General features: G+C 52.6%; 18 protein-coding genes. 15 read left to right on the top strand and 3 right to left on the bottom strand.

Going from position 1 to position 21,346, the window contains the following annotated elements; translation table 11 throughout:
- The 9 genes from L975_RS18445 to L975_RS09030 all read left to right on the top strand — a co-directional run.
- A partial coding sequence (locus tag L975_RS18445) for a hypothetical protein (RefSeq protein WP_218185585.1) occupies window positions 1-264 on the top strand: 264 nt, incomplete at its 5' end.
- 78 nt (window positions 265-342) lie between these two features.
- On the top strand, window positions 343-678 hold the full coding sequence (yqfB, locus tag L975_RS09065) for a N(4)-acetylcytidine aminohydrolase (protein ID WP_081995653.1): 336 nt from the start codon (window positions 343-345) through the stop codon (window positions 676-678).
- A 912-nt stretch (window positions 679-1,590) separates the two neighbouring features.
- Entirely contained in the window at window positions 1,591-1,815 is a 225-nt protein-coding gene (locus L975_RS09060; protein ID WP_010862069.1) for an LPP leucine zipper domain-containing protein, read from the top strand.
- Between the two features lie 384 nt (window positions 1,816-2,199).
- Window positions 2,200-3,843 (top strand): phosphoethanolamine transferase, encoded by a 1,644-nt coding sequence (locus L975_RS09055; protein ID WP_047708233.1) that lies wholly within the window; start codon window positions 2,200-2,202, stop codon window positions 3,841-3,843.
- 130 nt (window positions 3,844-3,973) lie between these two features.
- A complete protein-coding gene (locus L975_RS09050) occupies window positions 3,974-6,178 on the top strand; it encodes an FAD-dependent oxidoreductase (RefSeq protein WP_230400799.1) in 2,205 nt (734 codons plus the stop codon).
- Between the two features lie 40 nt (window positions 6,179-6,218).
- A complete protein-coding gene (locus L975_RS09045; RefSeq protein ID WP_047708231.1) occupies window positions 6,219-7,415 on the top strand; it encodes an ABC transporter substrate-binding protein in 1,197 nt (398 codons plus the stop codon).
- A 5-nt stretch (window positions 7,416-7,420) separates the two neighbouring features.
- Window positions 7,421-9,292, top strand: a complete 1,872-nt coding sequence (locus L975_RS09040) for an ABC transporter permease (protein ID WP_052181370.1) — start codon at window positions 7,421-7,423, stop codon at window positions 9,290-9,292.
- Window positions 9,289-10,047 (top strand): ATP-binding cassette domain-containing protein, encoded by a 759-nt coding sequence (locus tag L975_RS09035; protein WP_072033044.1) that lies wholly within the window; start codon window positions 9,289-9,291, stop codon window positions 10,045-10,047. The genes L975_RS09040 and L975_RS09035 overlap by 4 nt, the downstream gene beginning before the upstream one ends.
- Window positions 10,040-10,699: a CDP-alcohol phosphatidyltransferase family protein gene (locus L975_RS09030; protein WP_052181369.1), complete on the top strand. Its 660-nt coding sequence runs from the start codon at window positions 10,040-10,042 to the stop codon at window positions 10,697-10,699. The genes L975_RS09035 and L975_RS09030 overlap by 8 nt, the downstream gene beginning before the upstream one ends.
- 133 nt (window positions 10,700-10,832) lie before the next feature.
- On the opposite strand, the gene L975_RS09025 is transcribed toward L975_RS09030, so the two are convergent.
- The 3 genes from L975_RS09025 to L975_RS18330 form a co-directional block, all read right to left on the bottom strand.
- Window positions 10,833-12,128 (bottom strand): rhodanese-like domain-containing protein, encoded by a 1,296-nt coding sequence (locus tag L975_RS09025; RefSeq protein WP_156121163.1) that lies wholly within the window; start codon window positions 12,126-12,128, stop codon window positions 10,833-10,835.
- Window positions 12,129-12,544: 416 nt separating this feature from the next.
- Complete coding sequence (locus L975_RS09020; protein WP_039046305.1) at window positions 12,545-13,021, bottom strand: FKBP-type peptidyl-prolyl cis-trans isomerase; 477 nt, start codon at window positions 13,019-13,021, stop codon at window positions 12,545-12,547.
- A gap of 39 nt (window positions 13,022-13,060) precedes the next feature.
- Entirely contained in the window at window positions 13,061-13,960 is a 900-nt protein-coding gene (locus L975_RS18330; RefSeq protein WP_052181368.1) for a copper resistance protein NlpE N-terminal domain-containing protein, read from the bottom strand.
- 696 nt (window positions 13,961-14,656) lie between these two features.
- Here L975_RS18330 and mgtA point away from each other — a divergent pair.
- The 6 genes from mgtA (at window position 14,657) to L975_RS08985 (ending at window position 21,327) form a co-directional block, all read left to right on the top strand.
- Window positions 14,657-17,371 carry a magnesium-translocating P-type ATPase gene (mgtA, locus tag L975_RS09010; RefSeq protein WP_047708227.1) on the top strand — a complete coding sequence of 905 codons (2,715 nt, stop codon included), beginning with the start codon at window positions 14,657-14,659 and terminating at the stop codon, window positions 17,369-17,371.
- A 348-nt stretch (window positions 17,372-17,719) separates the two neighbouring features.
- Window positions 17,720-18,031, top strand: a complete 312-nt coding sequence (locus L975_RS09005) for a DUF134 domain-containing protein (protein ID WP_010862080.1) — start codon at window positions 17,720-17,722, stop codon at window positions 18,029-18,031.
- Complete coding sequence (locus L975_RS09000; protein ID WP_052181367.1) at window positions 18,000-18,452, top strand: NifB/NifX family molybdenum-iron cluster-binding protein; 453 nt, start codon at window positions 18,000-18,002, stop codon at window positions 18,450-18,452. The genes L975_RS09005 and L975_RS09000 overlap by 32 nt, the downstream gene beginning before the upstream one ends.
- Before the next feature lie 12 nt (window positions 18,453-18,464).
- Window positions 18,465-18,701, top strand: coding sequence for a (Na+)-NQR maturation NqrM (gene nqrM / locus L975_RS08995; RefSeq protein WP_010862082.1), 237 nt, complete (start codon window positions 18,465-18,467; stop codon window positions 18,699-18,701).
- A 116-nt stretch (window positions 18,702-18,817) separates the two neighbouring features.
- Entirely contained in the window at window positions 18,818-19,171 is a 354-nt protein-coding gene (locus L975_RS08990) for a DUF2750 domain-containing protein (protein ID WP_039046309.1), read from the top strand.
- 473 nt (window positions 19,172-19,644) lie between these two features.
- A complete protein-coding gene (locus L975_RS08985) occupies window positions 19,645-21,327 on the top strand; it encodes a ShlB/FhaC/HecB family hemolysin secretion/activation protein (protein ID WP_047708225.1) in 1,683 nt (560 codons plus the stop codon).
- The last annotated feature ends 19 nt before the right edge of the window (window positions 21,328-21,346 follow it).

Here is a 21,346-nt window from a genome sequence, read left to right as displayed (position 1 = left end):
CTCGATACGTTGCCGTATACACACTTTCCAGGCGTGCTCCTTCAGCCTCTCGGACACCTCACCAAATTTTGTGCCGTTGCGATTACGTTTGCTCATCAGCAGCGGACGCAGCGAAATATACGGAAAAGTGTGGGGCGGGTCAACATGAAATACAGCAACTTTCCTCCGACTGCTGCAAAAAAAGGCAACCTGCTGAAATTAGAGACAAAAAAGCATGAAAAGATAGATTTCCACCCTGTTATGTCATCTGTACTGGCAGAATAGCGCTGCAATTCAATCATGCGCTATGCCATCATTTTATCTTTGGTGCCGGTGGTTCGGTGCCTCTCGTTAGGACATATTATGACGACTTCGATGATCCCTTCAGAACCGGTGAAATTCAGTTTTTATACCCGTTTTCGTGACGACATTTTAGCCGGCCGCAAAACCATCACTATCCGCGATGCGCAAGAAGCAAGCACTCTACAGGTCGGCCAAATTTTGGAGGTCTATACCAATCCAGAGGACAAATGGTTTTGCCGCTTGCAGATCACCTCGATTGAGCCCGTTACACTGGCACAGCTCAATGCAGAGCACGCGCGTCAGGAAAATATGTCACTCAGTGAGCTGCAGCAAGTGATCCGAGATATCTACCCTCATGAACCACAATTATTCGTGCTGCATTTTGTACTGTGCTAGTACGAACTCATAACGGCGCTGTTATGCACTGGCTGATATGTAGTGGATATGTACTGGCTGATAATGCAATGATGATTTAACCCACACTTGAGCACGATTTACCCTTACAGATACCGCATGTGGGCATCGCGCATAGTGAGTTAAGCGGTAGAGCGGAGTTAAAGGCGGCAGGATCGATAGGATGCCGCCTTTATGACGTTTACAATACAATTGCAGTGTTCAGGGTCAGCCTCTGACTTATGAACTGTGGCACTTTTTCCCTCGTGTCTTCCCTTCATACATTAGCGCTTTCATTAGCGCTTTACTGCGAACGATGCTTCATTAACTGCCAAACACTAGCCAGATAATAGCCCGATGCCTCAGTGCCAATTCCAACAGAAATGCCCACACTCGAACTATTTTGAGCTAACTGTTTTAGTTACAGGTATGAAAAAGTAAACCTCTGCGCAGGATTTAACCACCAAGTTAACCCCAGCTTACCCTTGCGATAATGCTTTTCATGCAACCAGTATCACACGATTTCAGATGGTGCCAGGGTACTAACGTAAAAGACGTGCTATATAGATTGATTATTGTTTATCCATTTATTTTATATTTTTTGCTGAACTTTCTTGCAGCCCCATAGTCTGAAGATATAACCCGCAGCACATCATCCTGCACATTATTGATATAACTTGACAGAATTATGTTTTAGTGCAGCGAAATATCAGCCATATATATCAATCAGTTAAAACTCTCTATCATCCCAAATTGTAGACCACTCTTCAACTAGTAATATAAATCATGAGAGCTCGTTCAACTTTTTGGGAATTTTTCGTTTTATCGAAAAAAAAAACTTCTAATGATCAAAATTTGCGTAATACTTGTATAGGCTTGAATATAGTTCAAGTGTGTGTCTACAGGGAGTCTATAATGAACAAGACCAAATTAATTCTGGGTACCATCGTACTGAGCTCCACTCTGCTGGCTGGTTGTGCTAACACCAAGCTGGAGCAGAGCGTTGCTGATCTGAACACCAAAGTTGACCAGCTGGCTACTGACGTAGGTTCTTTGCGTACCGACGTACAAGATGCTAAAGCAGAAGCTGCTCGCGCTAACCAGCGCCTGGACAACATGGCTACTAGCTACAAGAAGTAATAGCTATTACGTCACCTCTAAGCAGTGCGGCTTGCCGCACTGCTTATTATTTTCCTCGCTATATTCTAAATTCTGTTTAAAAACACTTCAGTTAGAACAATTTTCACTCTAACAGAGTTTTACGCCTTTTTTCTCTTGCGCCCCACACTCACACCAAGCGTATCAGTAACACCATGCTACCTTCTTACACATGCATACAAGTCGATGACTTTTTGTCCAGTTGTCATCTGTCATCCGGCACGCTGCAATCTTTCAACACAATTTAGTCACTCTTGATAGTGCGCGGGCGATTCGGTTTTACACTGATTTGCTTTAGCATGAGCGCGTTGTCCTTCTTTGCGTTATCGCACATTCCCTTTTCCAGCTAGCTTTACTGTGAGCCAAATGACTAAAAATATGCTCCGTACTCAGTGGCAACTTAGTGTCACAACACTGACGTTGCTGATCAGTGTGTATTACGCACTGATCCTTAACTATCCAATATATCTGCGGTTCTATGCTATTTTTTCAGCATCACCCGCAGTCAGTATTCCTTTTGCTATTTCTATTCCCGTATTTTTAATTTCTGCGCTTAATATTATTTTCAGCCTATTTAATTGGCGCTATTTTCTTAAGCCATTTTTTATCCTGCTAACTTTAACATCAGCAGTTGTGTCTTATGCCACAACGAAATATGGCGTTATTTTTGATAAAGAGATGATTCAGAATATTTTTGAAACCAATATTCATGAGGCAGACTCTTATCTCAATATGTCATTCGCTCTGTGGCTTTTATTTTTAGGTGTATTACCTTCGCTACTAATTGCGAAAACAAAAATTATTTATCCCCGCAATGTATTCAAATCATTATTGTGGCGAGCGTGCTCTATCTTAGTCTCGGCCGTCATTATCTTGATTATTGGGTTTTTCCTTTATAAGGATTATGCTTCAGTAGGGCGAAACAATTCTGACCTAAAGAAATACATCATCCCGACCTATTTTGTGAATAATACCTATAAATATATTCACGAGCGCTATTTCACCAAAGCTATCCCATTTCAGCATCTGGGGATGGATGCGCAAGACAGCGCACGCGGTGCCGAGGACAAACCCACACTGCTGGTACTGGTGGTGGGCGAAACGGCCCGCAGTCAGAACTACCAGTTAAATGGTTACCCACGACCAACAAATCAATACACCCAAGATTTAGGTGTGATTTCATTCCGACATGTCCGCTCTTGTGGTACTGCCACTGCGGTTTCCGTGCCTTGTATGTTCTCGGTCATGACACATGATAATTATGATGCTGCCTTGGCTCATAATCAGGATGGATTGCTGGATATTTTAAAACATGCTGGCGTATCGTTATTGTGGAAAGATAATGATGGTGGATGTAAAGGGGTGTGCGATCGAATTCCACACGAAAGCCTAAGCCCCGATAAATCCAATCCGCTGTGTAATGGCTCGACCTGTTACGATGAAGCGCTATTAGAAAATTTTGATAACGACATCAAAAACATGAAAGGTGATCGGGTATTAACGTTACATTTAATCGGCAGCCACGGGCCAACTTACTATTTACGTTATCCACCTTCACATCGTGTATTTGTGCCTGACTGCCCACGTAGCGATATTGAAAATTGTGACAATGCCGCCTTGCGTAACACCTATGACAATACAATTTTGTATACAGATTATGTCATTGCGCAGATCATTAAAAAATTACAAGCACTCAGCGGCAAGTACAATACAGGATTAATTTACCTGTCCGATCACGGTGAATCGTTAGGCGAAAGTGGCTTGTATTTGCATGGTACGCCTTACGACTTAGCGCCTGCCGAGCAGACCACCGTACCGCTGATCACCTGGTTCTCTCCAGGACTGGTGAAAAGCAAAGAGTTGAATCTGTCTTGTTTGCAAAAAGAGGCCGCCACCGGTCAGTTTTCGCAAGGGAATCTGTTCCACTCGGTGCTCGGTCTGATGGATATCAAGACATCGGTCTATCAACCGGAGCTCGATTTGTTCCATCAATGCCGTAACGCTCTGTAATCTTTGGTATACTGAGGTCATCTGAATAAACCGTCAGATGACCTTTTTTATTTTTGGGCCATGCATTAGCCCAAAAGCCAGAGATATCTCTTCGTGCTCACCAGACCAAGACACGGGACGTTAGCTGCTCATGATGCGTAAACTGCTACTCACTCTAGTGCTGGTTGCGCTGATTGCGCTCTATCTGACCTCCGATCTGCCACAGTACCTGACCTTTGACCAGCTGAAAGTCAGTCAGCAATACCTGCTCAACTGGCAGGCCCACGCACCGCTACAGGCTTGGGTCAGTGTCTTTGTGCTCTATATTGTTGTGGTGGCACTTTCGCTACCTGGCGCGACCATCATGACCTTAGCGGCAGGCGCCTTGTTCGGCCTCGGCTCAGGACTGCTATTGGTCTCGTTTGCCTCCACTATCGGTGCCACTCTGGCCTTTTTAGTCGCCCGTTATCTGTTTAAAGCGCCCTTGGAGTCACGCTTCCCACAGCGCTTGGCCGCCATCAATGACGGGCTAGAAAAAGAAGGCGCGTTCTATCTGCTGACCTTGCGTTTAGTCCCGCTATTTCCGTTTTTCTTGGTCAACATTTTGCTCGGCCTAACCCGCATGAAAACGCGGACCTACTATTGGGTCAGCCAGCTGGGCATGTTACCGGCGACCGTGGTCTACACCAACGCTGGTACCCAACTCGCCCAGCTACATAGCCCACAAGATATTCTGTCGCCAGCCATGTTGGGTTCATTGATTCTGTTGGGTCTGTTTCCTTTGCTCACTCGCCGTTTACTGCAATGGCTGCGTGTACGCCGCCGTTATCAAGCATGGCGCGCCCCCTCTCATTTTGATCGCAATCTGATTGTGATTGGTGGCGGAGCTGCGGGGTTGGTTTCGGCTTATCTCGGCTCCGCGTTACAAGCCAAGGTAACATTGGTTGAAGCCAAACAGATGGGCGGCGATTGCCTGAATACCGGCTGTGTACCGAGTAAAACCTTACTGCATTATGCCCGCTTGGCCAGACTAAACCGGCAAGCACATCAAGCTGGGGTTATGACTTGCGCGCCACAACCGGATTTTGCTGCCGTGATGCACGCGGTTAATCGCGCCATTACTGAGATTGCGCCCCACGATAGCGTCGAGCGCTATCAATCGCTCGGCGTGGATGTAGTGGCTGGTCATGCCGCACTGCAAGACCCTTGGACAGTCAAGATCACGCCTAATGACGGCCACCCGTCTTACGCGCTAACCAGCCGCCATATCCTGCTGTGTACGGGTGCCGAGCCGGTTATCCCACCGATTCCCGGTTTAATTGGCAATGATTTACCGAGCAGTGATCTACACAATAATGATTTTGAAACAACCGAAACCTTATGGCAGACATTAAGCGCGTACTCTGCCCTCCCTGCGCAGGTGCTGATCATCGGTGGTGGCCCTATCGCCTGTGAAATAGGCCAAGCACTTAGCGAATTAGGCAGCCAAGTCAGCCTAGTACAGCAATCTGAACGGCTGCTGATGAAAGAAGACCCGCAGGCATCCGCGCTGGTCGCGCAAGCACTGCGTGATAGCGGCGTTCACCTGTATACCCATAGTCAGGTTCTCTCTTGTCAGCGAGAAGGGAAGCGGCGGATCCTGCAAATCCAAGGTGCTGATGGAGAGCAACATACTCTGTGTGGCGATCTGCTGTTGGTGGCGACCGGACGTAAACCGCGCCTGCACGGTTACGGCCTCGAGGCTCTCGGATTGATTCCTGATTCATCGGCCACCCTCATGGCCGATGCGGGACTGCACACTCTGCTCCCGAATATCTTGGTTGCGGGTGATGTCAGTGGTCAGGCGCAGTTTACGCACCTCGCCGCCCATCAGGCTGGCTATGCGGTACTCAATGCACTGTTTGGTCAATGGAAACAGCTGAACGTGGACTATTCGCTGATCCCTCGCCTGACATTTACCCAACCACAAATCGCTCAGGTGGGATTAACGCAAGATGACGCCGAGCGTGCAGGCGTGGCCTACGATGTCACCCACTATCCGTTGCATGAGCTTGATCGGGCCATTACCGAACATGATACGCAGGGCTTTATTAAGATCCTGACAGCACAAGGTAAAGACCGTATTCTGGGTGTCACTATCGTGGGTGAAAATAGCGAAAGCTTACTCGCGACGGCCATTATGGCGATGCGTGGCAAGCACGGCCTGAATTTTTTGCTCAAAACCCTGTTTCCCTATCCCGCGTATGCTGAAGGGATGAAAGCGGCAGCCGGAGATTGGAAACGCGCACGTCTGCCCGTACGGTTACTGCCTTGGTTAGCGCGTTATCACGCCTATCGCCGTGGTACACGCCGCTAAACGTACAACACCACAGGAATTCCCTACTCCCACAAAAAGGATGCTGCTTATGCGAAATTGGTTGCTAAGTCTGTTGATCGTCTGTTTTAGCGCCTCTGCTGCGCACGCTGATTGGGCGCAGACCGAGCAACAAGCGCGTGGGCAAACCGTCTACTTTAATGCGTGGGGCGGCAGTGACAGCGTGAATCGCTATTTACAGTGGGCCGCAGAGCAAGTGCAACGCCAATACGGGATCACCTTAAAGCAGGTCAAAATTACCGATGCCGCCGATGTGGTGCAGCGGATCCGTGCGGAAAAGCAGGCAGGGAAAAAGCATCATGGCTCGGTGGATTTACTCTGGGTGAATGGCGAGAATTTTCACCACTTAAAGCAAGAAGGCTTGCTGCATGGCCCGTGGGCTGAACATTTACCCAATTGGGCATTAGTGGATAAAAGTAAACCGGTTACCACCGATTTTTCCGTTCCCACTGAGGGATTAGAAGCTCCGTGGGGGCTGGCACAGCTGACTTTTATTGCTGATCGCGCAACAACCCCAACACCGCCGCAATCTGCCGCTGAATTGCTGGAGTTTGCACGTCGTCATCCAGGGCAAGTCACCTACCCCTTACCGCCGGATTTTCACGGCGTCACGTTCCTCAAACAGTTATTGCTAGAGCTAGCGCCCAACCCAGCAGTATTACAACAGCCAGTAACACCGGAACAATTTGCGGTAGCGACCGCGCCGCTGTGGGCATATCTGGATCAGTTGCATCCGCTGGCATGGCGACAAGGACGCAGTTTTCCTGCTAGCGCGGCGGCGATGAATAACATGTTGGCGGATGGCGAATTACTGCTGTCTCTCACCTTTAATCCTAACGAAGCGGCCAGCTTAGTTCGACAGCAACAACTTCCGCCAAGCGCCTATGGTTTCGGTTTTCGTGCCGGCACCATCGGTAATGTGCACTATCTAGCAATTCCGTTTAATGCTAGCGCTAAAGCCGCCGCCCAAGTGGTCGCTAACTTTTTACTGTCACCGGCCGCCCAGCGTCACAAAGCAGATTTAGCGGTGTGGGGCGATCCATCTGTATTAACATCGCACGCGCTGGCCAACACGGCATCTGATGCAACAGCCAAGAGCGCAGCCGCTGAGAGTCAAACCACGGCCAAATCGGCGGCAGTGCCGGTGTTACCCGAACCCCATGTCAGTTGGGTAGAGCCGCTGGAAAAAGCGTGGTTGCAACGTTACGGCGCGCAATAACGCCCATGCCAGTGACCCGCCAGCGACATAAATTAGCCAACAAGCTGAAAACGGCTTGGCTCAATGCGCGCGCGCGGCTCGGCATACGCCGTGATCGCGAGACAGATGACCGAGTTCCGTGCAACGAGCTTGGTAACAGAACTTTATTCAGTACCAACACAGTGCATCCCATTGCGCTACTGCCTATTGTCATCATTTTCGCACCGCTGGCTGCCGGGTTACCGGCGCTGGTAACACCGTTACTGCACAGCGCACCTTGGTTCGCACTATTGGACGCACCGCGTCTGTGGCCAGCCTTGTGGCTAAGCCTCGGCTCAGTGGCGGGCTCCACTGTGCTGGCGTTGTTGCTGTGCATGCTCATCACTGCGGGGCTCTACCCACATCGCCGTTGGCTACAGTTACAACAGCGGCTCCCCAGTTTTCTCGCGTTACCCCATGTGGCATTTGCCATCGGGGTGGCCTTTTTACTGGCGCCGTCCGGCTGGCTAGCGCGTAGCGTGGCGCTGCTCTCAAGCAGTCTTGCCGAGCTGGTGAGTTGGGCTCCCCTCACCTTTCCGAATGCGTTAGTGCATGACCGCTACGCGTTGACACTCACCATCACTCTGGCGATTAAGGAGTGCTGGTTTTTGCTGTGGGCTGTTGCGGCGTTGCTGCAGCGGCAATCTATCGAGCAACAACTGACGCTGGCGCGCACGCTCGGTTATCCTACATGGCAAATCTGGTTACAAGTCCTGTGGCCTCAGCTGCTGCCGCGCCTACGCTGGCCTTTGGTCGCTGTCGCGGCCTACAGCTTGTCAGTGGTGGATATGGCGCTGATCCTCGGCCCATCGACTCCACCTACGCTGGCCGTCCTGATCTGGCAATGGTTGAGCGATGCCGATCCGTTGCAGCGTCAAATGGGATTAGCGGCATCATTACTGCTTCCCTTGCTGCTCTACATGCTTGGTCTATCCGCCGCGCTGCTGTGGCGCGGACTGCAATCATTCTGGCAAGCGCCTACCGGTCGCCGCGCCGCGAGACAGCATGGCCTCAGCCAGACAGCGCCCCCTAACCTAACCATGACTGGCCGGCCACGCCCCCATCGCGGCTCGAGGCCAGCTTCTTTACTGTTTGGCCTACTGGCGCTCCTCAGTTGGCTGGCGCTGGCCTTAATCGCGTTGTGGTCAGTGGCTGGGCGCTGGTTTTATCCGGCGCTTTGGCCCGCGGAGCTGACGTTGCAAAGCTGGCAACAGCTGGATTGGCAGCCCTTCTTCAGCACGGTGCTGCTGGCGGTCAGCAGCGTTATCGTGGCACTGCCACTGACACTGATTTGGCTGGAATGGGGTGCGCGCCGTCTGCAAGCGCTGCTGTATTTGCCGCTGATTTTTCCCGCCCTGCCACTGGTGACCATCCAGTATCATGCTTTGCTGCTGGTCAACGCCGATGGCAGTATTAGTGCCGTGATTTGGAGTCACCTGTTGTGGGTCTTTCCCTACATGTTACTGATCTTAAGTGGCCCCTATCGGGCGCTAGATCCACGTCTGTTACTGACCGCGCGCACCTTGGGTTATCGCCGCTATCAAGCCTGTTTACGCCTACTCTGGCCCTCATTGTGGCGGCCGATTGTATTGGCCTGCGCAGTGGGGATTTCTGTCAGCGTGGCGCAATATTTACCCACACTGTTTGCCGGTGCGGGGCGAATTGCTACCGTCACCACCGAAGCGGTAACCCTAAGCAGTGGCGGTAATCGACGGGTGTTGGCAGTACAGGCGCTCTTACAATGTCTGCTGCCGTGGCTGGCTTTTAGCATCGCCGCACTGACTAGTCGCCTTGGCCAAGGCCGCGTATTATCAAGCTCTTATCCTGTTTTCTCTGCTACGGATCGCCATACCTCATGACAGCGAGTAAGCCTTCACTCGGGCTGACCTTGGATCAGGTGCAATTGCGCTTGGCGCAATCTGCCAATACGCCAAAAATCAACGGGCAGCAAGCCTTGCCATGCCATGCTCCCCTGAACTTGCACATTGCTCCGGGTGAAATTGTGACCTTGATGGGGCCTTCTGGCTGCGGTAAGTCGACCTTGTTGCATGCGCTGATCGGCGCTCTGCCGTCAGCATTCACTTGCCATGGGCAACTGTGGCTAAATGGCCGCGAACTGTCCCACTTGCCGGTTGAGCAGCGCCATATTGGGATCTTATTTCAAGATGACTTGCTGTTTCCCCATTTGAGCGTTGGCGCTAATTTGGCGTTTGCCTTACCCCCTGCGGATAAACGCACGCGGCAGGCCATCATTGAGCAAGCCTTAACGGACGCGGGTCTGTCTGGGTTTGCGCACCGCGATCCGGCAACGCTCTCGGGTGGGCAACGTGCCCGCGTCAGCCTGCTGCGCGCTTTGCTCGCTAAACCGCAGGCCCTGCTGCTGGATGAGCCGTTCAGCCGACTGGATCGCCCACTACGCCGCAGCTTTCGCGAGTTTGTCTACGGCCAAATCGAGCAAGCCGGTCTGCCGACGCTGTTAGTCACCCATGATGCGGATGACATCCCGCCGAATGGGCGAGTGATCATGTTCGATGAGCCAGTAGACGAAGAGCCGCTCGACGCCATCACGCGCGATAATCGCGCTCATCACCACACGGAGCCGCGCGATGTTTGACCAGCACATCACCCGCCTGACCAAGCCGCTACAACAACGCATCGCGCGCACTTTACTGAGCAGGGGGATCCACCCCGATCAGCTGACCATCAGCGGTTTTGTTATTGGAATAGCCGTGATCCCGCTGCTGGCCTGGCAGCAGCCCTTGTGGGCACTGGGCGCTATTTTGCTGAATCGGCTGTTAGATGGTTTAGATGGCACCTTGGCGCGCCTCACTACGCCGACCGATCGCGGTGGATTTCTGGATATTGTGCTGGATTTTCTGTTTTACTCAGCGGTGCCGCTCGGCTTTGCACTGTATGACCCCGCGCACAATGCACTAGCCGCCGCCGTGCTGATCTATGCCTTTATCGGTACTGGCTGCAGCTTTTTGGCCTTTGCGATTATTGCCGCCAAACGGCAGCTGACCAGTCAGCGCTATCCGCATAAAAGCTTTTACTATCTGGGGGGGCTGACAGAAGCAGGCGAAACCGTGCTGTTCTTTGTGTTGATGTGCCTGTTCCCAGCTTGGTTTGTTCCGCTAGCGTTGCTGTTTGCCGCGCTATGCGCACTGACCACCGCCACCCGCATTTACAGTGGCTGGCACAGCTTTGCTCCGACTGACCAGAGCAATCATCAAACCAGCAGTAACCCGCCGAACGATGATGCATGAAGCTAGCCCGTATTAACCCCGGGCATTAACCGCGGACATTCACTTCAAGTACAAACAAAAAAGCGGCGCTTAATGAACTTATCGCCATTAGCGCCGCTTTTTAATCCACAAGTTATCGAACCCGCGCTCGTGATCAGGATTTTCCTGGCTTACGCTCACCGGTCACGATGGGATTGGCAGGATCTAAACTCCATTCATACCAACCGCCGTCATACACGCTCACCTGCGGCCAGCCCATGGCCCACGCGTAGAAGAACGCTTCCGAGGCTCGCCAGCCAGTGCCGCAGTAAAATGCCACTTCGCCAGTCGGCTCGATCTGCCATTTTTGCCACAGATCACGCAGATCCGGCTCTGACAGCATAGTGCCATCAGGATTGTGCAAATCTTCAACATGATAGGCATCGCTGCCGCCGCCGCCCCATTTAGCGCCAGGGATCTCGCCTTTAGCTTTGATGTAGTTATAGCCGCTGGTTTCACCGATAAACTCCGGCCAGCTACGAATACTGACCAATGAGTTTTCCGGCTTTTTCAGCAAGGCTTTTGCCTGTGACAATGACGTCATATATTCAGGATGTACCGGAATCTTCGCGCCAAAGGCCTTAGCCGGAGTCACGCTGGCTGGCAAGCCCATTTCAGTCGGGTATTTGCCTGCTTGCCATGCATCCCAGCCACCATCGAGAATGCGCACGTCTTTCACACCGGCGTACATCAAAATATTGGCCGCGCGCGCTGCCGACATGGTCTGGCGGCCATACAGGATCACCGGCGTATCGGTGGTGATCCCCTGTGCAAGCAGCATTTTTTCTAAGCTGGCGTTATCCACCTTGTTCCACAAAGGCTCCGATTCCAGCGTATTGGTATCCATATAACCGGCTTTCGGGATATGCCCCAGCAGATAGGCTTTCGGTGCGCCCCACTCCACTTCAATCACTTTCCACCCTTTAGCTGGCGCATTGGCCACCGGCTTACCGGCTTGCAAATCGGCCAACCACGATGCTGGCACCAGCGCTTGATAATGCGCTAATGATTCCCGGCGGCTCGGATCTTGTAAGGCATCGCTCAGAGTATAAATCGTGCTAAATCCCAGCGCTTGCAGACGCTGGCGAACGGCATTCACCTCCGGCGCCGTGCCATACAAGGCAACCGGCAGGCTCTTATCCAGTTTCTTTTGCTGTAGCAGATGCGTTAGCTGCGCATCATCCAACAGGCTCAGCCACGAGGCCGACAAGTTACGCGCACCGCGCTCGTGACCGCCGGTAGTTTCACCTTCTTGCGGCCAACCATTAAATGCGGCGCTGCTACGGGTATCTAACAGCGGAATATGCTGCTGCAATGCGTCACTGACCGTGATATTCGGCGCCGTGGCCGCAGTAGGTGCCGTTTGTGCCAGCGCAGACCATGCACATGCACCGGTGATGAGCAGTGCCATACACTGCTCGATACGTTGTCGAGACAAAAAAACAGAGGAAAGCGCCATTAAAATCCATACTCCTTGGGTAAGCCTGCCTGATAGAGTGCTTTTTTCACACGACCCGTTGCCCGCAGTGCATTCCCATAAGGCCACATCGCGTGACATCGCCTTTATAGAAATCATCCGCGCCGCAAACCGATAGCGTTGCCAATACGGGTAAAAATAGCCACCGATTACGCCCGCTAAACGGCACGCACTAAAACGGCATGAAATAAAAATAGGTGGTGAAAAAAACGGGCTATTATAGCCAACATTCTCAGAGCGCCGATAGCAGACAAATGAGGGATCGCCGCAAAAATATGACGATAAAAAAATGGCCGACACAGTCACGCTGTATCGGCCATCTTGGGGTGATAAAACAACCTTAGGGCGTATTACGGGTTAATTTTCAGCAGTTCAACATCAAAAATCAGGGTTGAGCCAGCCGGAATTTTCCCCATGGCACGGTTGCCGTAAGCCAGATTGCTCGGGATGAAAAAGCGTACCTTTTCACCTTCCACCATTAATGGCACCCCTTCGGTCCAACCGGCAATCACGCGGTTTAGCGGGAAGGAAATGGGTTCGCCACGCTGCACTGAGCTGTCAAACACCGTACCGTCAATCAACGTGCCATGGTAATGCACACTCACAGTATCGGTGGCTTTCGGGTGTACGGTTCCGGTACCCGGTTGCAGCACTTCATATTGCAGACCGGACGCGGTGGTGATCACCCCCGGCTTGGTTTTATTCTGCTCTAAAAAGGCAGCCCCTTGCTGGCGCTGCGCTTCGGCTTGTTTGGTATTGCCGGACATGTTTTTGATAAAAAACAGCACAACCACCAGCACCGCAATCAGTAGGATGATTTTAGACACCGTATTCCCCTAATTTATATATGTGACGTTTATCGGCGTTTACTGCGCCGCCGGTACCGCTTTAAATACCGCCAGCGGTGCCATACGCGCCTTGTTCAGAGTCAGAGTATCACCTGACAGGCTGTAATTGTCAGTCTGCTCCAACACCTGCATCAGCGGTTGTTCAAACTCCGCATCCATACAGGCCATACGGGTCATCGCCATCTGGGTGAAGCTGATCCGCGCAGCATCAGCGTTCAGGGTATAACCGCCGTTGAAGTTGTTACAGCCGCTAAAGCCGTGGATCCGATCGCCTTCGGCCACCAGCTCGATGAACGGACGCTGCTTCGCATCCAGCGTATCTGGTACTTTTTTACCCATCAGCTCGGTCAATTCCCAGCGACGCCCCAGCAGAACAGGTTTTTCAGCTTGGCTATCCGCAGCAGGTTTCGCTCCCATTTGCGCCGCAGCCTGCTCCGGCGTCAATTTTGCCAAGCGGTAGTGATCCGCCAGCGCACCGGTAATGCGCTGACCGGACATATCCAGCATAAACAACACGTTTTCGCCGACAAAGAACTGGCGAGTCTCATTCTGGCCAGACAGCTGTACGGTATTACCGGCTGCATTCCAGCTAAAAGAACCGCGGTTTTCGAAACGGTTACCGTCACCTTTACCCAAATACTGTTCACTCAGCACATAGGTATCATCATTATTCAGCTGCAGAGTGGTTTTGATGCCTTCACAGTCAGCGCAAGGAACCACGCCTTGGTAGACGCCACTCCAGTCCAACGCATTGCGCGCGTTGTGGGCAGGATCCACCACCGGCTCCGGTGCTTGGGTGGACGGTGCCGCGGTTTCAGTTTGCGAAACCGGATTGACTGGCTCTTGTTTCGCCGCATCATTACAGCCACTTAACAGCACAGCAAGCAGGCTCAGCGCCACAACGTTATTCGTTTTCATCTTATCCATTCCTTCACTGTTATCGCAGGTTTTGACAGTGTGTTTTAACTATCGGTTAACCTGCCAACTGTCGCCCACCCTATAAGTATCAACCCGATGAATCAAGAGGCTTTTGTCTGATTGCGGTCAGATTGCACAGTTTCTTGTGCAATAGATTTAATGTTAATCGCGTGGGCATCGGCTCACTGTTTTTATTAACGAAATGTCATTTAACTCAGAGAGATAGCATCCCCCCAACGATGGGAACCGCGCGCACGGTCAACCGTCTCGGTTTATATCCCTTCCCAGTATAAACGCCTGATTTAAAGCATGCAGATTGCTCGCAGTTTATTTTCCGTTTACCTAGCAAAGCGTACTCTTTGCTTATGCACTGAGATGAATGCTACATGAGATAAGTGCCACTTGAGATAAGTGTGCGGCATCGCTTCATTGCTCGTATTTTTCTACACCCTTTTTGTGCCATTTTCTGCGTCAATGACATGTCAGCCCGGAGGTTAACCAACCCAATATGGACCCAGAACCCGTACCCGGTTTCGCAAAGCGAAATCACCGGTCTGGCTGACTGATTGACAGGCGGCCTGACCGGACAACACCCGATCAGGCGGCCCGCGTATCGTGTAACCCACAATACGCGATCTGCTTGTGCACCCTTTCGCCAAGTCCGTACGCTGTCGGACGTAACAAAGGTACCGCCCAATGCAATTTACTCGTATCTCGCAGCAGCTGTTTGCACTGCTGACCCGCAGCCTACCGCGCCGGCTGTTCCAACGTGACCAACTGCCCACCAAAGGCCCCGCGACAGGCTCTGCGCCAATACCAAGTGGCCTGTCCGCCTTTTATCTGCAACAAGCTGCGCGCAGTGAAACCGACCTCTACCGGCATTTCACCAGCCACCCCGAAGGGTTAAATGAAAAAGAAGTGGACGCGGCGCGCGCCGAATACGGTGAGAACAGCGTGGATGCCCAACAAGCGCCCTCACAGTGGCAACATCTGTGGCATTGCTATCGCAACCCATTCAACTTACTGCTGACCGTGCTAGCGCTCATCTCCTATGCCACCGAAGATCTGCAAGCGGCCATCGTGATTGGCTTGATGGTGCTGATTTCCACTTTCATGCACTTTATTCAGGAGTCACGCTCTAACCGCGCCGCCGACAAGCTTAAAGCGATGGTGTCGAATACGGCCACCGTGCGCCGTAGCCATGTGCGCACCGGTGAAACCCGTCAGTTTGAGTTACCGATTAGCGAGCTGGTACCGGGCGATATTCTGACACTGTCAGCAGGGGATATGCTCCCTGCCGATGTTCGCTTGCTCAGCACCAAAGATCTGTTCGTCAGCCAAGCTGCGCTAACTGGGGAGTCGCTTCCGGTAGAAAAACACGCCGATCGACTCGATAGCGCAGAGCGCGACCCACTGCAACAACCCAACCTGTGTTTTATGGGAACCAATGTGGTGAGCGGTACGGCCATTGCCATGGTGATTGCGACCGGCCAACAGACTTACTTTGGCTCGCTGGCCGAACGTGTTATTCGCCAAGACGACACGCCGAATGCGTTTCAAACTGGGATCAGCAAAGTCAGTTGGTTGCTAATTCGCTTCATGCTAGTGATGACGCCGATTGTGCTGCTGCTCAATGGCTTTACCAAAGGGGACTGGTGGGAAGCCGCCCTGTTCGCGCTCTCGGTCGCCGTGGGGCTGACGCCCGAAATGTTACCGATGATAGTCACCTCAACGCTGGCTAAAGGCGCGGTACGCTTGTCGCGGCAAAAGGTGATCGTCAAGCGCCTCGATGCCATCCAAAACTTCGGAGCGATGGATATTCTGTGCACCGATAAAACCGGCACCCTGACGCAAGATAAAATCGTACTGGAGCGCCACACCGATATCACCGGCCAGCCTTGTGAGCAGGTACTGCGCTATGCCTGGTTGAACAGCCATTATCAGACTGGGCTGAAAAACCTGCTCGATGTAGCCGTACAAGAACGTGTCGCCGAGCAAGGTCTGCACTTCACCCTACCGGGGCTCCATAAAGTGGATGAGATCCCGTTTGATTTTGTCCGGCGGCGGATGTCGGTGGTCTTGGCGACAACGGCGCAAACGCACTTGCTGATCTGCAAAGGCGCACTGGAAGAGATGCTCAGCCTGTGTCGCTATACCCGTGTGGAAGGCGAAGTGATTGCGCTGGATGAAAACCGACTAGCACAAATTCGTCACCACACGGATGATCTCAATCAACAAGGTTTACGCGTAGTGGCTGTGGCCAGCAAAACCTTGCCATCGACACGCAGCCAGTACAGCGTTGACGATGAGTATGAGTTGATTTTAGAAGGCTACATTGCGTTTTTAGACCCACCGAAAGAGACCACCGCGCCAGCCTTGGCGGCGCTGCAAGCCAGCGGGATCACGGTCAAAATCCTGACCGGTGATAACCCACGCGTGGCCACAAAAGTGTGTCGCGATGTCGGGCTGGATGTGCAGAACATCTTGCTGGGCGAAGAGATTGAGGCAATGGATGATGCTGCGCTTGAGCAAGCGGCACGTCAGACGCAAGTGTTCGCTAAGCTGACGCCACTGCATAAAGAGCGCATCGTGCAATCGCTGCGCGCGCAACAGCATATCGTCGGTTTTATGGGCGATGGTATCAATGACGCGCCCGCCCTGCGCGCTGCCGATATTGGCATCTCCGTTGACTCGGCGGTGGATATCGCCAAGGAAGCTGCCGATATCATCTTGCTAGAAAAAAGCCTGATGGTGCTGGAGCAAGGTGTTCTGGAGGGGCGTAAGACCTTCGCCAATATGCTCAAGTACATCAAAATGACCGCCAGCTCCAACTTCGGTAACGTTTTCAGTGTGCTGATCGCCAGTGCATTTTTGCCCTTTTTACCGATGTTGCCGATTCATTTGCTGATCCAAAACTTGATGTATGACATCTCACAGGTGGCCATCCCATTTGATAATGTGGATGACGAGCAACTGCAAAAGCCACAACGTTGGAATGCCGGCGATTTGGGGCGTTTCATGGTGTTTTTTGGCCCCATCAGTTCGGTCTTTGACATTCTGACTTACTGTCTAATGTGGTATGTGTTCCAAGCCAACAGTATTGATAGTCAGACCCTATTCCAGTCCGGCTGGTTTGTGGAAGGGTTGCTGTCGCAGACCTTGATTGTGCACATGATCCGTACCCGCAAAATCCCGTTCTTGCAAAGCCGCGCCTCGTGGCCTCTGCTGGCGATGACGTTGGTAGTAGTAAGTGTAGGGATTGGGCTGATCTACTCGCCGCTAGCCCCTCACTTGCAGCTTGAGGCGCTGCCGCTGAGTTACTTCCCGTGGCTGCTGCTGATCCTCAGCGGCTATATGTGCCTGACTCAGTTAGTCAAAGGCTGGTTTGTGCGCCGTTACGGCTGGCAGTAATTATTATCACTCAACCTTTAACCAAAACCGGTCGCTAGCGGCCGGTTAGCTCGTTCTTTTTCTTTAGCGGTTACCGGCATTCCCAAACGGTAACCGCTTTTTTTATCCCTCTATTTTGCTGTGCTTTTTGTGGTGCTTTGCGCTCTAGCTTCCGCTCTGGTCTTGTTCTGTTAGGGACGGCGCTTGTTATACCGTGATTGCGGTGGCGGAGTTCTTGCCCAAGAATAAAACCTCGTCACTATATGCCAGATCACATACGCCAGATCACAATAGTTCCGATCATGTTATTGGCATATGCTAATAATGATCGCATAATGACACCGTGATATATCAGGAGCCGCCTTCTTTATGGTCAGACCCAAAAAACCGCGCTGTATCTGTTCCCATGCCCCGTTTACCTTGTTTAAACCCAACGGTATTCCGGCTAGTCAGCTGACCTTACAGCAATTAAAAGCCGACGAATTCGAAGCTCTGCGTTTGGCTGATCTGATGGGCCTGCAACAAATCCAGGCGGCCGCCCTGATGGGCGTGTCCAGACAGACTTTTGCTAATTTGGTGAAAGAAGCCCGGCGCAAGGTCGCCGCCTGTCTGGTGCACGGACAAGGCTTACAACTGGAGAGAATTCCCGATGACGATCACTGCGATCCCGCTGCTGAATGACGGCAGTTTAAGCGGACACTTTGCCCGCGCGCTGCGCTTTGCGCTGTATAGCCCACAGGGCGAGCATCTATCCGATTTGGCATTGCCCCCCCTGAGTGATGAAGGGCATTGCCAGCGTAACCACGCGGTGCTGCTACAATTAAAACAGCAAGGAGTAAACCGTGTGGTGGTGCGCCGCATCGGCCAGAAAATGCTGGGTAAGCTGCTCGCGGCAGGTCTACACGTCTATCAAGCCAATCGCCGCGCCATGCCAGAAGCCCTGCTAAATGCCGAGCTCACCGAGCTGACTTCGGCGGAACAAGGGAGTGTTGGCGCGAATCAGCGTACGTCAAAATCGCACGGCGGTCACTGCAGCGGTGGTTGTTGTGGTCATGCCAAGCGTGCACAGCCGAAAATTGGCATGACGCGTTTTGGTCGCTGAGGAGAAAACATCATGATTTATCTGATCGCCTTCGGGATCTTCGGCATTATGATTTTACTGATGATGATTGGTCAGCTGCTGACCAAACGCCAGATTCAAGGGAGCTGCGGGGGCTTAAGCCAAGCCGGTATTGAGCGAGTATGTGACTGCGAAGAAACCTGCGCCGAACACCGCTTATACCAAATCAGTGAACCTTCCGCCGCGCCTTCTGCACCGGAAGCGGCGGCCAGCAAAACTGCGCAGCAATAAACGCCGATAACCCGCTATCACAAGCCGCAAAGCGGCAGACGGAGTGACCGATTTTCTGATACCATGCGACACAATATGTTCCGCGTTAACACGCGCGTTTAAGAGAGAGTGACGCCATGAGCCAATTAGGAAATGATCTGCAGGCCAATCTGGCCCTGTTTGCCGCTGAAACCCAGCAGACCGGCGTGGTCTGGGGCTTGTGTCAGGATGAAGTGGACTGGCTGTCAATGGAGTCGACCCAGTTTGAAGACGGCGAAGTGATGCCGTTTTGGTCTAACGAGGCGGATGCCCGTGTCCATTGTGATGAAGAGTGGGCGGATTTCGTGCCAACGCCGATCCCTCTGAACCTGTTCATGAACGAATGGCTGCTGACCCTGACCGAAGATGGCGTGCTGCTGGGTCTGAACTGGAATGCCGATCTGGAAGGTGATGAACTGGAACCAGAAGCAGTCGCTAAGCTGTTTATCTAACGGTGTATGCCACTAATCTCTGCGCAGCCCCACGTGGTTGGTTGAGATAAAATCGCTCAGTATCGAAATGCTGTATGACTGATAACAAAGGGCTGCGCTAACGCGGCCCTTTTCTTTTCCGTACGCGCAAGTAAGTACAAGTAAGCGCGCATTCTCTTTTCCCGCTTGATCTCTTCCTGTCGCCCATTTCTGATTCTTTTTATGCATGCCCGTTTTCACCGCATACAGCCATTAGCGCAAAGACTATTCCCGTATAAGCCATCACCGTAAAACGTAGACTGCGATCAACAGGTTATCTCTCACCGCCACCTTCCCTTCTTCTTCGGCATATTCATATTTAGGCATACATTTTGCTTAACTTATTAAAAGTCATACAAAACAGTTTAACAAAACCTAAAAACACGACGTTATGACGAAAAGTGACAAATAAATAACTCTTATTCTCATTTGCCGCCGAAAACAGGATGTAATTCATGACAGCATGCCGGTATTTTGTCGCAGCCACACTGTTAATCAGTAGCGGATTATTCTGCCAAGGGTTACATGCGCAAGGGCTACTGGGCGCGGATGTGCCGCGGCAAGCGATTCAAGACAGCAGCCGCCAGCTCAATCGTTGGTTGGAAGAGCAACGTTATCGCCAGTTAGAACAAGGCAGCAGCGCGCCGCTATCCGCGCCCGCCGTCGTGCTGCCCGAATCAGAACAGTGCCTGCCGCTATCCGCCGTGTATTTGCGCGGCGTAACGTTACTGGATAAACAGAGCCTGCGCGCCTTACCACAAGTATCGCCGCAGTGCATCACTACCGCAGCGCTCAATGCGTTGATCCGCCAACTCACCGAGGCTTACTTGCAACGCGGTTACATTGCCGCGCGTGTGATTTTGCTGCCAGTAGATGCAGAAGGCGCCCTCACCTTGCAGGTGATCGAAGGGCATCTAGAAGCTATCGAAGGCGATAGCACTCTGGTCAACAGCGCCACCTTGCTGCCGGGAAAAACGGGGCAGCCGCTGAATATCCACGATCTGGATCAAGCGCTGGATCAAGCCAACCGACTTGCAGCGAACCACGTGCAAGCCGATATCCTGCCAGGACGCACCCCTGGTGGCTCGATGATCCGTTTGCTGAATACCCCCGACAAACGCTGGCACCTAACCGCCAGCACCGACAACGAAGGCCAAAAGAGTACCGGCCGTTGGCAAACCCGCCTGAGCGCTGCGTTGGACAGCCCACTCGGCCTGTCAGACAGCCTGAATATGAGCGCGGCGACCACGCTAACCGATGATACCGAACGCTATAATCGCAGCTATACCCTGCTCTACAGCGTGCCGTATGGCTACGCCACTTTTAGCGCATTTGCCAGCCACAGTGATTATCTCAACACGCAGCCGCTGCAGATTTACTCCGTGCAGCTCAGTGGCCACACCGATCAAGCCGGACTACGCGCCGATTATGTGGTGGCACGAGATCAACGCAGCATCAATACCCTGTCAGTGCAACTGACACGCAAACAAAGCCGTAATTACTTCGCCGATGCTTTACTGGGGATCAGCAGCCCAACCCTGAGCGTGCTGTCACTCAGTGCCGCGCGAATGCAAATTCTCGATCGCGGCTTAGTCAGCCTGAGTGCCTCGGTCGATCAAGGTACGCCGTGGCTTGGCGCTGATGCGCCGCCACCGAGTGGCCTGTCCGGTCTGCCCGACAGCCACTTTACCAAATTCACAGTAAATGCCGACCTGTACCGCTACTTCCAGCCTGCCGGTTTGAACCTGCAATGGCACAGCCAGCTGGCGGCGCAATACAGCGCCGATCCCCTACCGGGGATCGAGTGGTTTACCGTTTCAGACACCTATGCCGTCCGTGGCTTTTCATCGAGCAATGTGGCCGCCGACAGCGGCGCATTCTGGCGTAACGATCTCACCTACCGACGCCCGCTGCTGGGCGGCGAGCTGCGCCTGCTAACCGGTGCCGATATCGGCCAGACCTTACGCGGCGCGACTCATAACCCGACTTACTATGCCGGCGGCCTGACCGTTGGCTCCGATTACCAATATCAGGCCGTACAGGCCGGAATCCGTGTCAGCCGTGGCCGTATGTGGTCAGCAGGCCGGCACACGACCGAACCGCTGCGGGTACTCGCCCGTTTTAGTGTCAACTTCTGACGTGCGGATCAAGGAGAAC

Source organism: Plesiomonas sp. ZOR0011 (assembly GCF_000800945.1).
Classification (GTDB): Bacteria; Pseudomonadota; Gammaproteobacteria; order Enterobacterales; family CAMTGL01; genus Plesiomonas; species Plesiomonas shigelloides.
The sequence above is the reverse complement of the archived record's forward strand: the minus strand, read 5'-3'. Positions and strand labels throughout refer to the sequence as shown.

What these genes read in the sequence shown, in the direction of transcription:
- yqfB (WP_081995653.1), top strand. Translation starts at nt 343, where the DNA reads ATGACGACTTCGATGATCCCTTCAGAACCGGTGAAATTCAGTTTTTAT.
- L975_RS09060 (WP_010862069.1), top strand. Translation starts at nt 1,591, where the DNA reads ATGAACAAGACCAAATTAATTCTGGGTACCATCGTACTGAGCTCCACT.
- L975_RS09055 (WP_047708233.1), top strand. Translation starts at nt 2,200, where the DNA reads ATGACTAAAAATATGCTCCGTACTCAGTGGCAACTTAGTGTCACAACA.
- L975_RS09050 (WP_230400799.1), top strand. Translation starts at nt 3,974, where the DNA reads ATGATGCGTAAACTGCTACTCACTCTAGTGCTGGTTGCGCTGATTGCG.
- L975_RS09045 (WP_047708231.1), top strand. Translation starts at nt 6,219, where the DNA reads ATGCTGCTTATGCGAAATTGGTTGCTAAGTCTGTTGATCGTCTGTTTT.
- L975_RS09040 (WP_052181370.1), top strand. Translation starts at nt 7,421, where the DNA reads ATGCCAGTGACCCGCCAGCGACATAAATTAGCCAACAAGCTGAAAACG.
- L975_RS09035 (WP_072033044.1), top strand. Translation starts at nt 9,289, where the DNA reads ATGACAGCGAGTAAGCCTTCACTCGGGCTGACCTTGGATCAGGTGCAA.
- L975_RS09030 (WP_052181369.1), top strand. Translation starts at nt 10,040, where the DNA reads ATGTTTGACCAGCACATCACCCGCCTGACCAAGCCGCTACAACAACGC.
- L975_RS09025 (WP_156121163.1), bottom strand. Translation starts at nt 12,128, where the DNA reads ATGGCACTGCTCATCACCGGTGCATGTGCATGGTCTGCGCTGGCACAA.
- L975_RS18330 (WP_052181368.1), bottom strand. Translation starts at nt 13,960, where the DNA reads ATGAAAACGAATAACGTTGTGGCGCTGAGCCTGCTTGCTGTGCTGTTA.
- mgtA (WP_047708227.1), top strand. Translation starts at nt 14,657, where the DNA reads ATGCAATTTACTCGTATCTCGCAGCAGCTGTTTGCACTGCTGACCCGC.
- L975_RS09005 (WP_010862080.1), top strand. Translation starts at nt 17,720, where the DNA reads ATGGTCAGACCCAAAAAACCGCGCTGTATCTGTTCCCATGCCCCGTTT.
- L975_RS09000 (WP_052181367.1), top strand. Translation starts at nt 18,000, where the DNA reads ATGACGATCACTGCGATCCCGCTGCTGAATGACGGCAGTTTAAGCGGA.
- nqrM (WP_010862082.1), top strand. Translation starts at nt 18,465, where the DNA reads ATGATTTATCTGATCGCCTTCGGGATCTTCGGCATTATGATTTTACTG.
- L975_RS08990 (WP_039046309.1), top strand. Translation starts at nt 18,818, where the DNA reads ATGAGCCAATTAGGAAATGATCTGCAGGCCAATCTGGCCCTGTTTGCC.
- L975_RS08985 (WP_047708225.1), top strand. Translation starts at nt 19,645, where the DNA reads ATGACAGCATGCCGGTATTTTGTCGCAGCCACACTGTTAATCAGTAGC.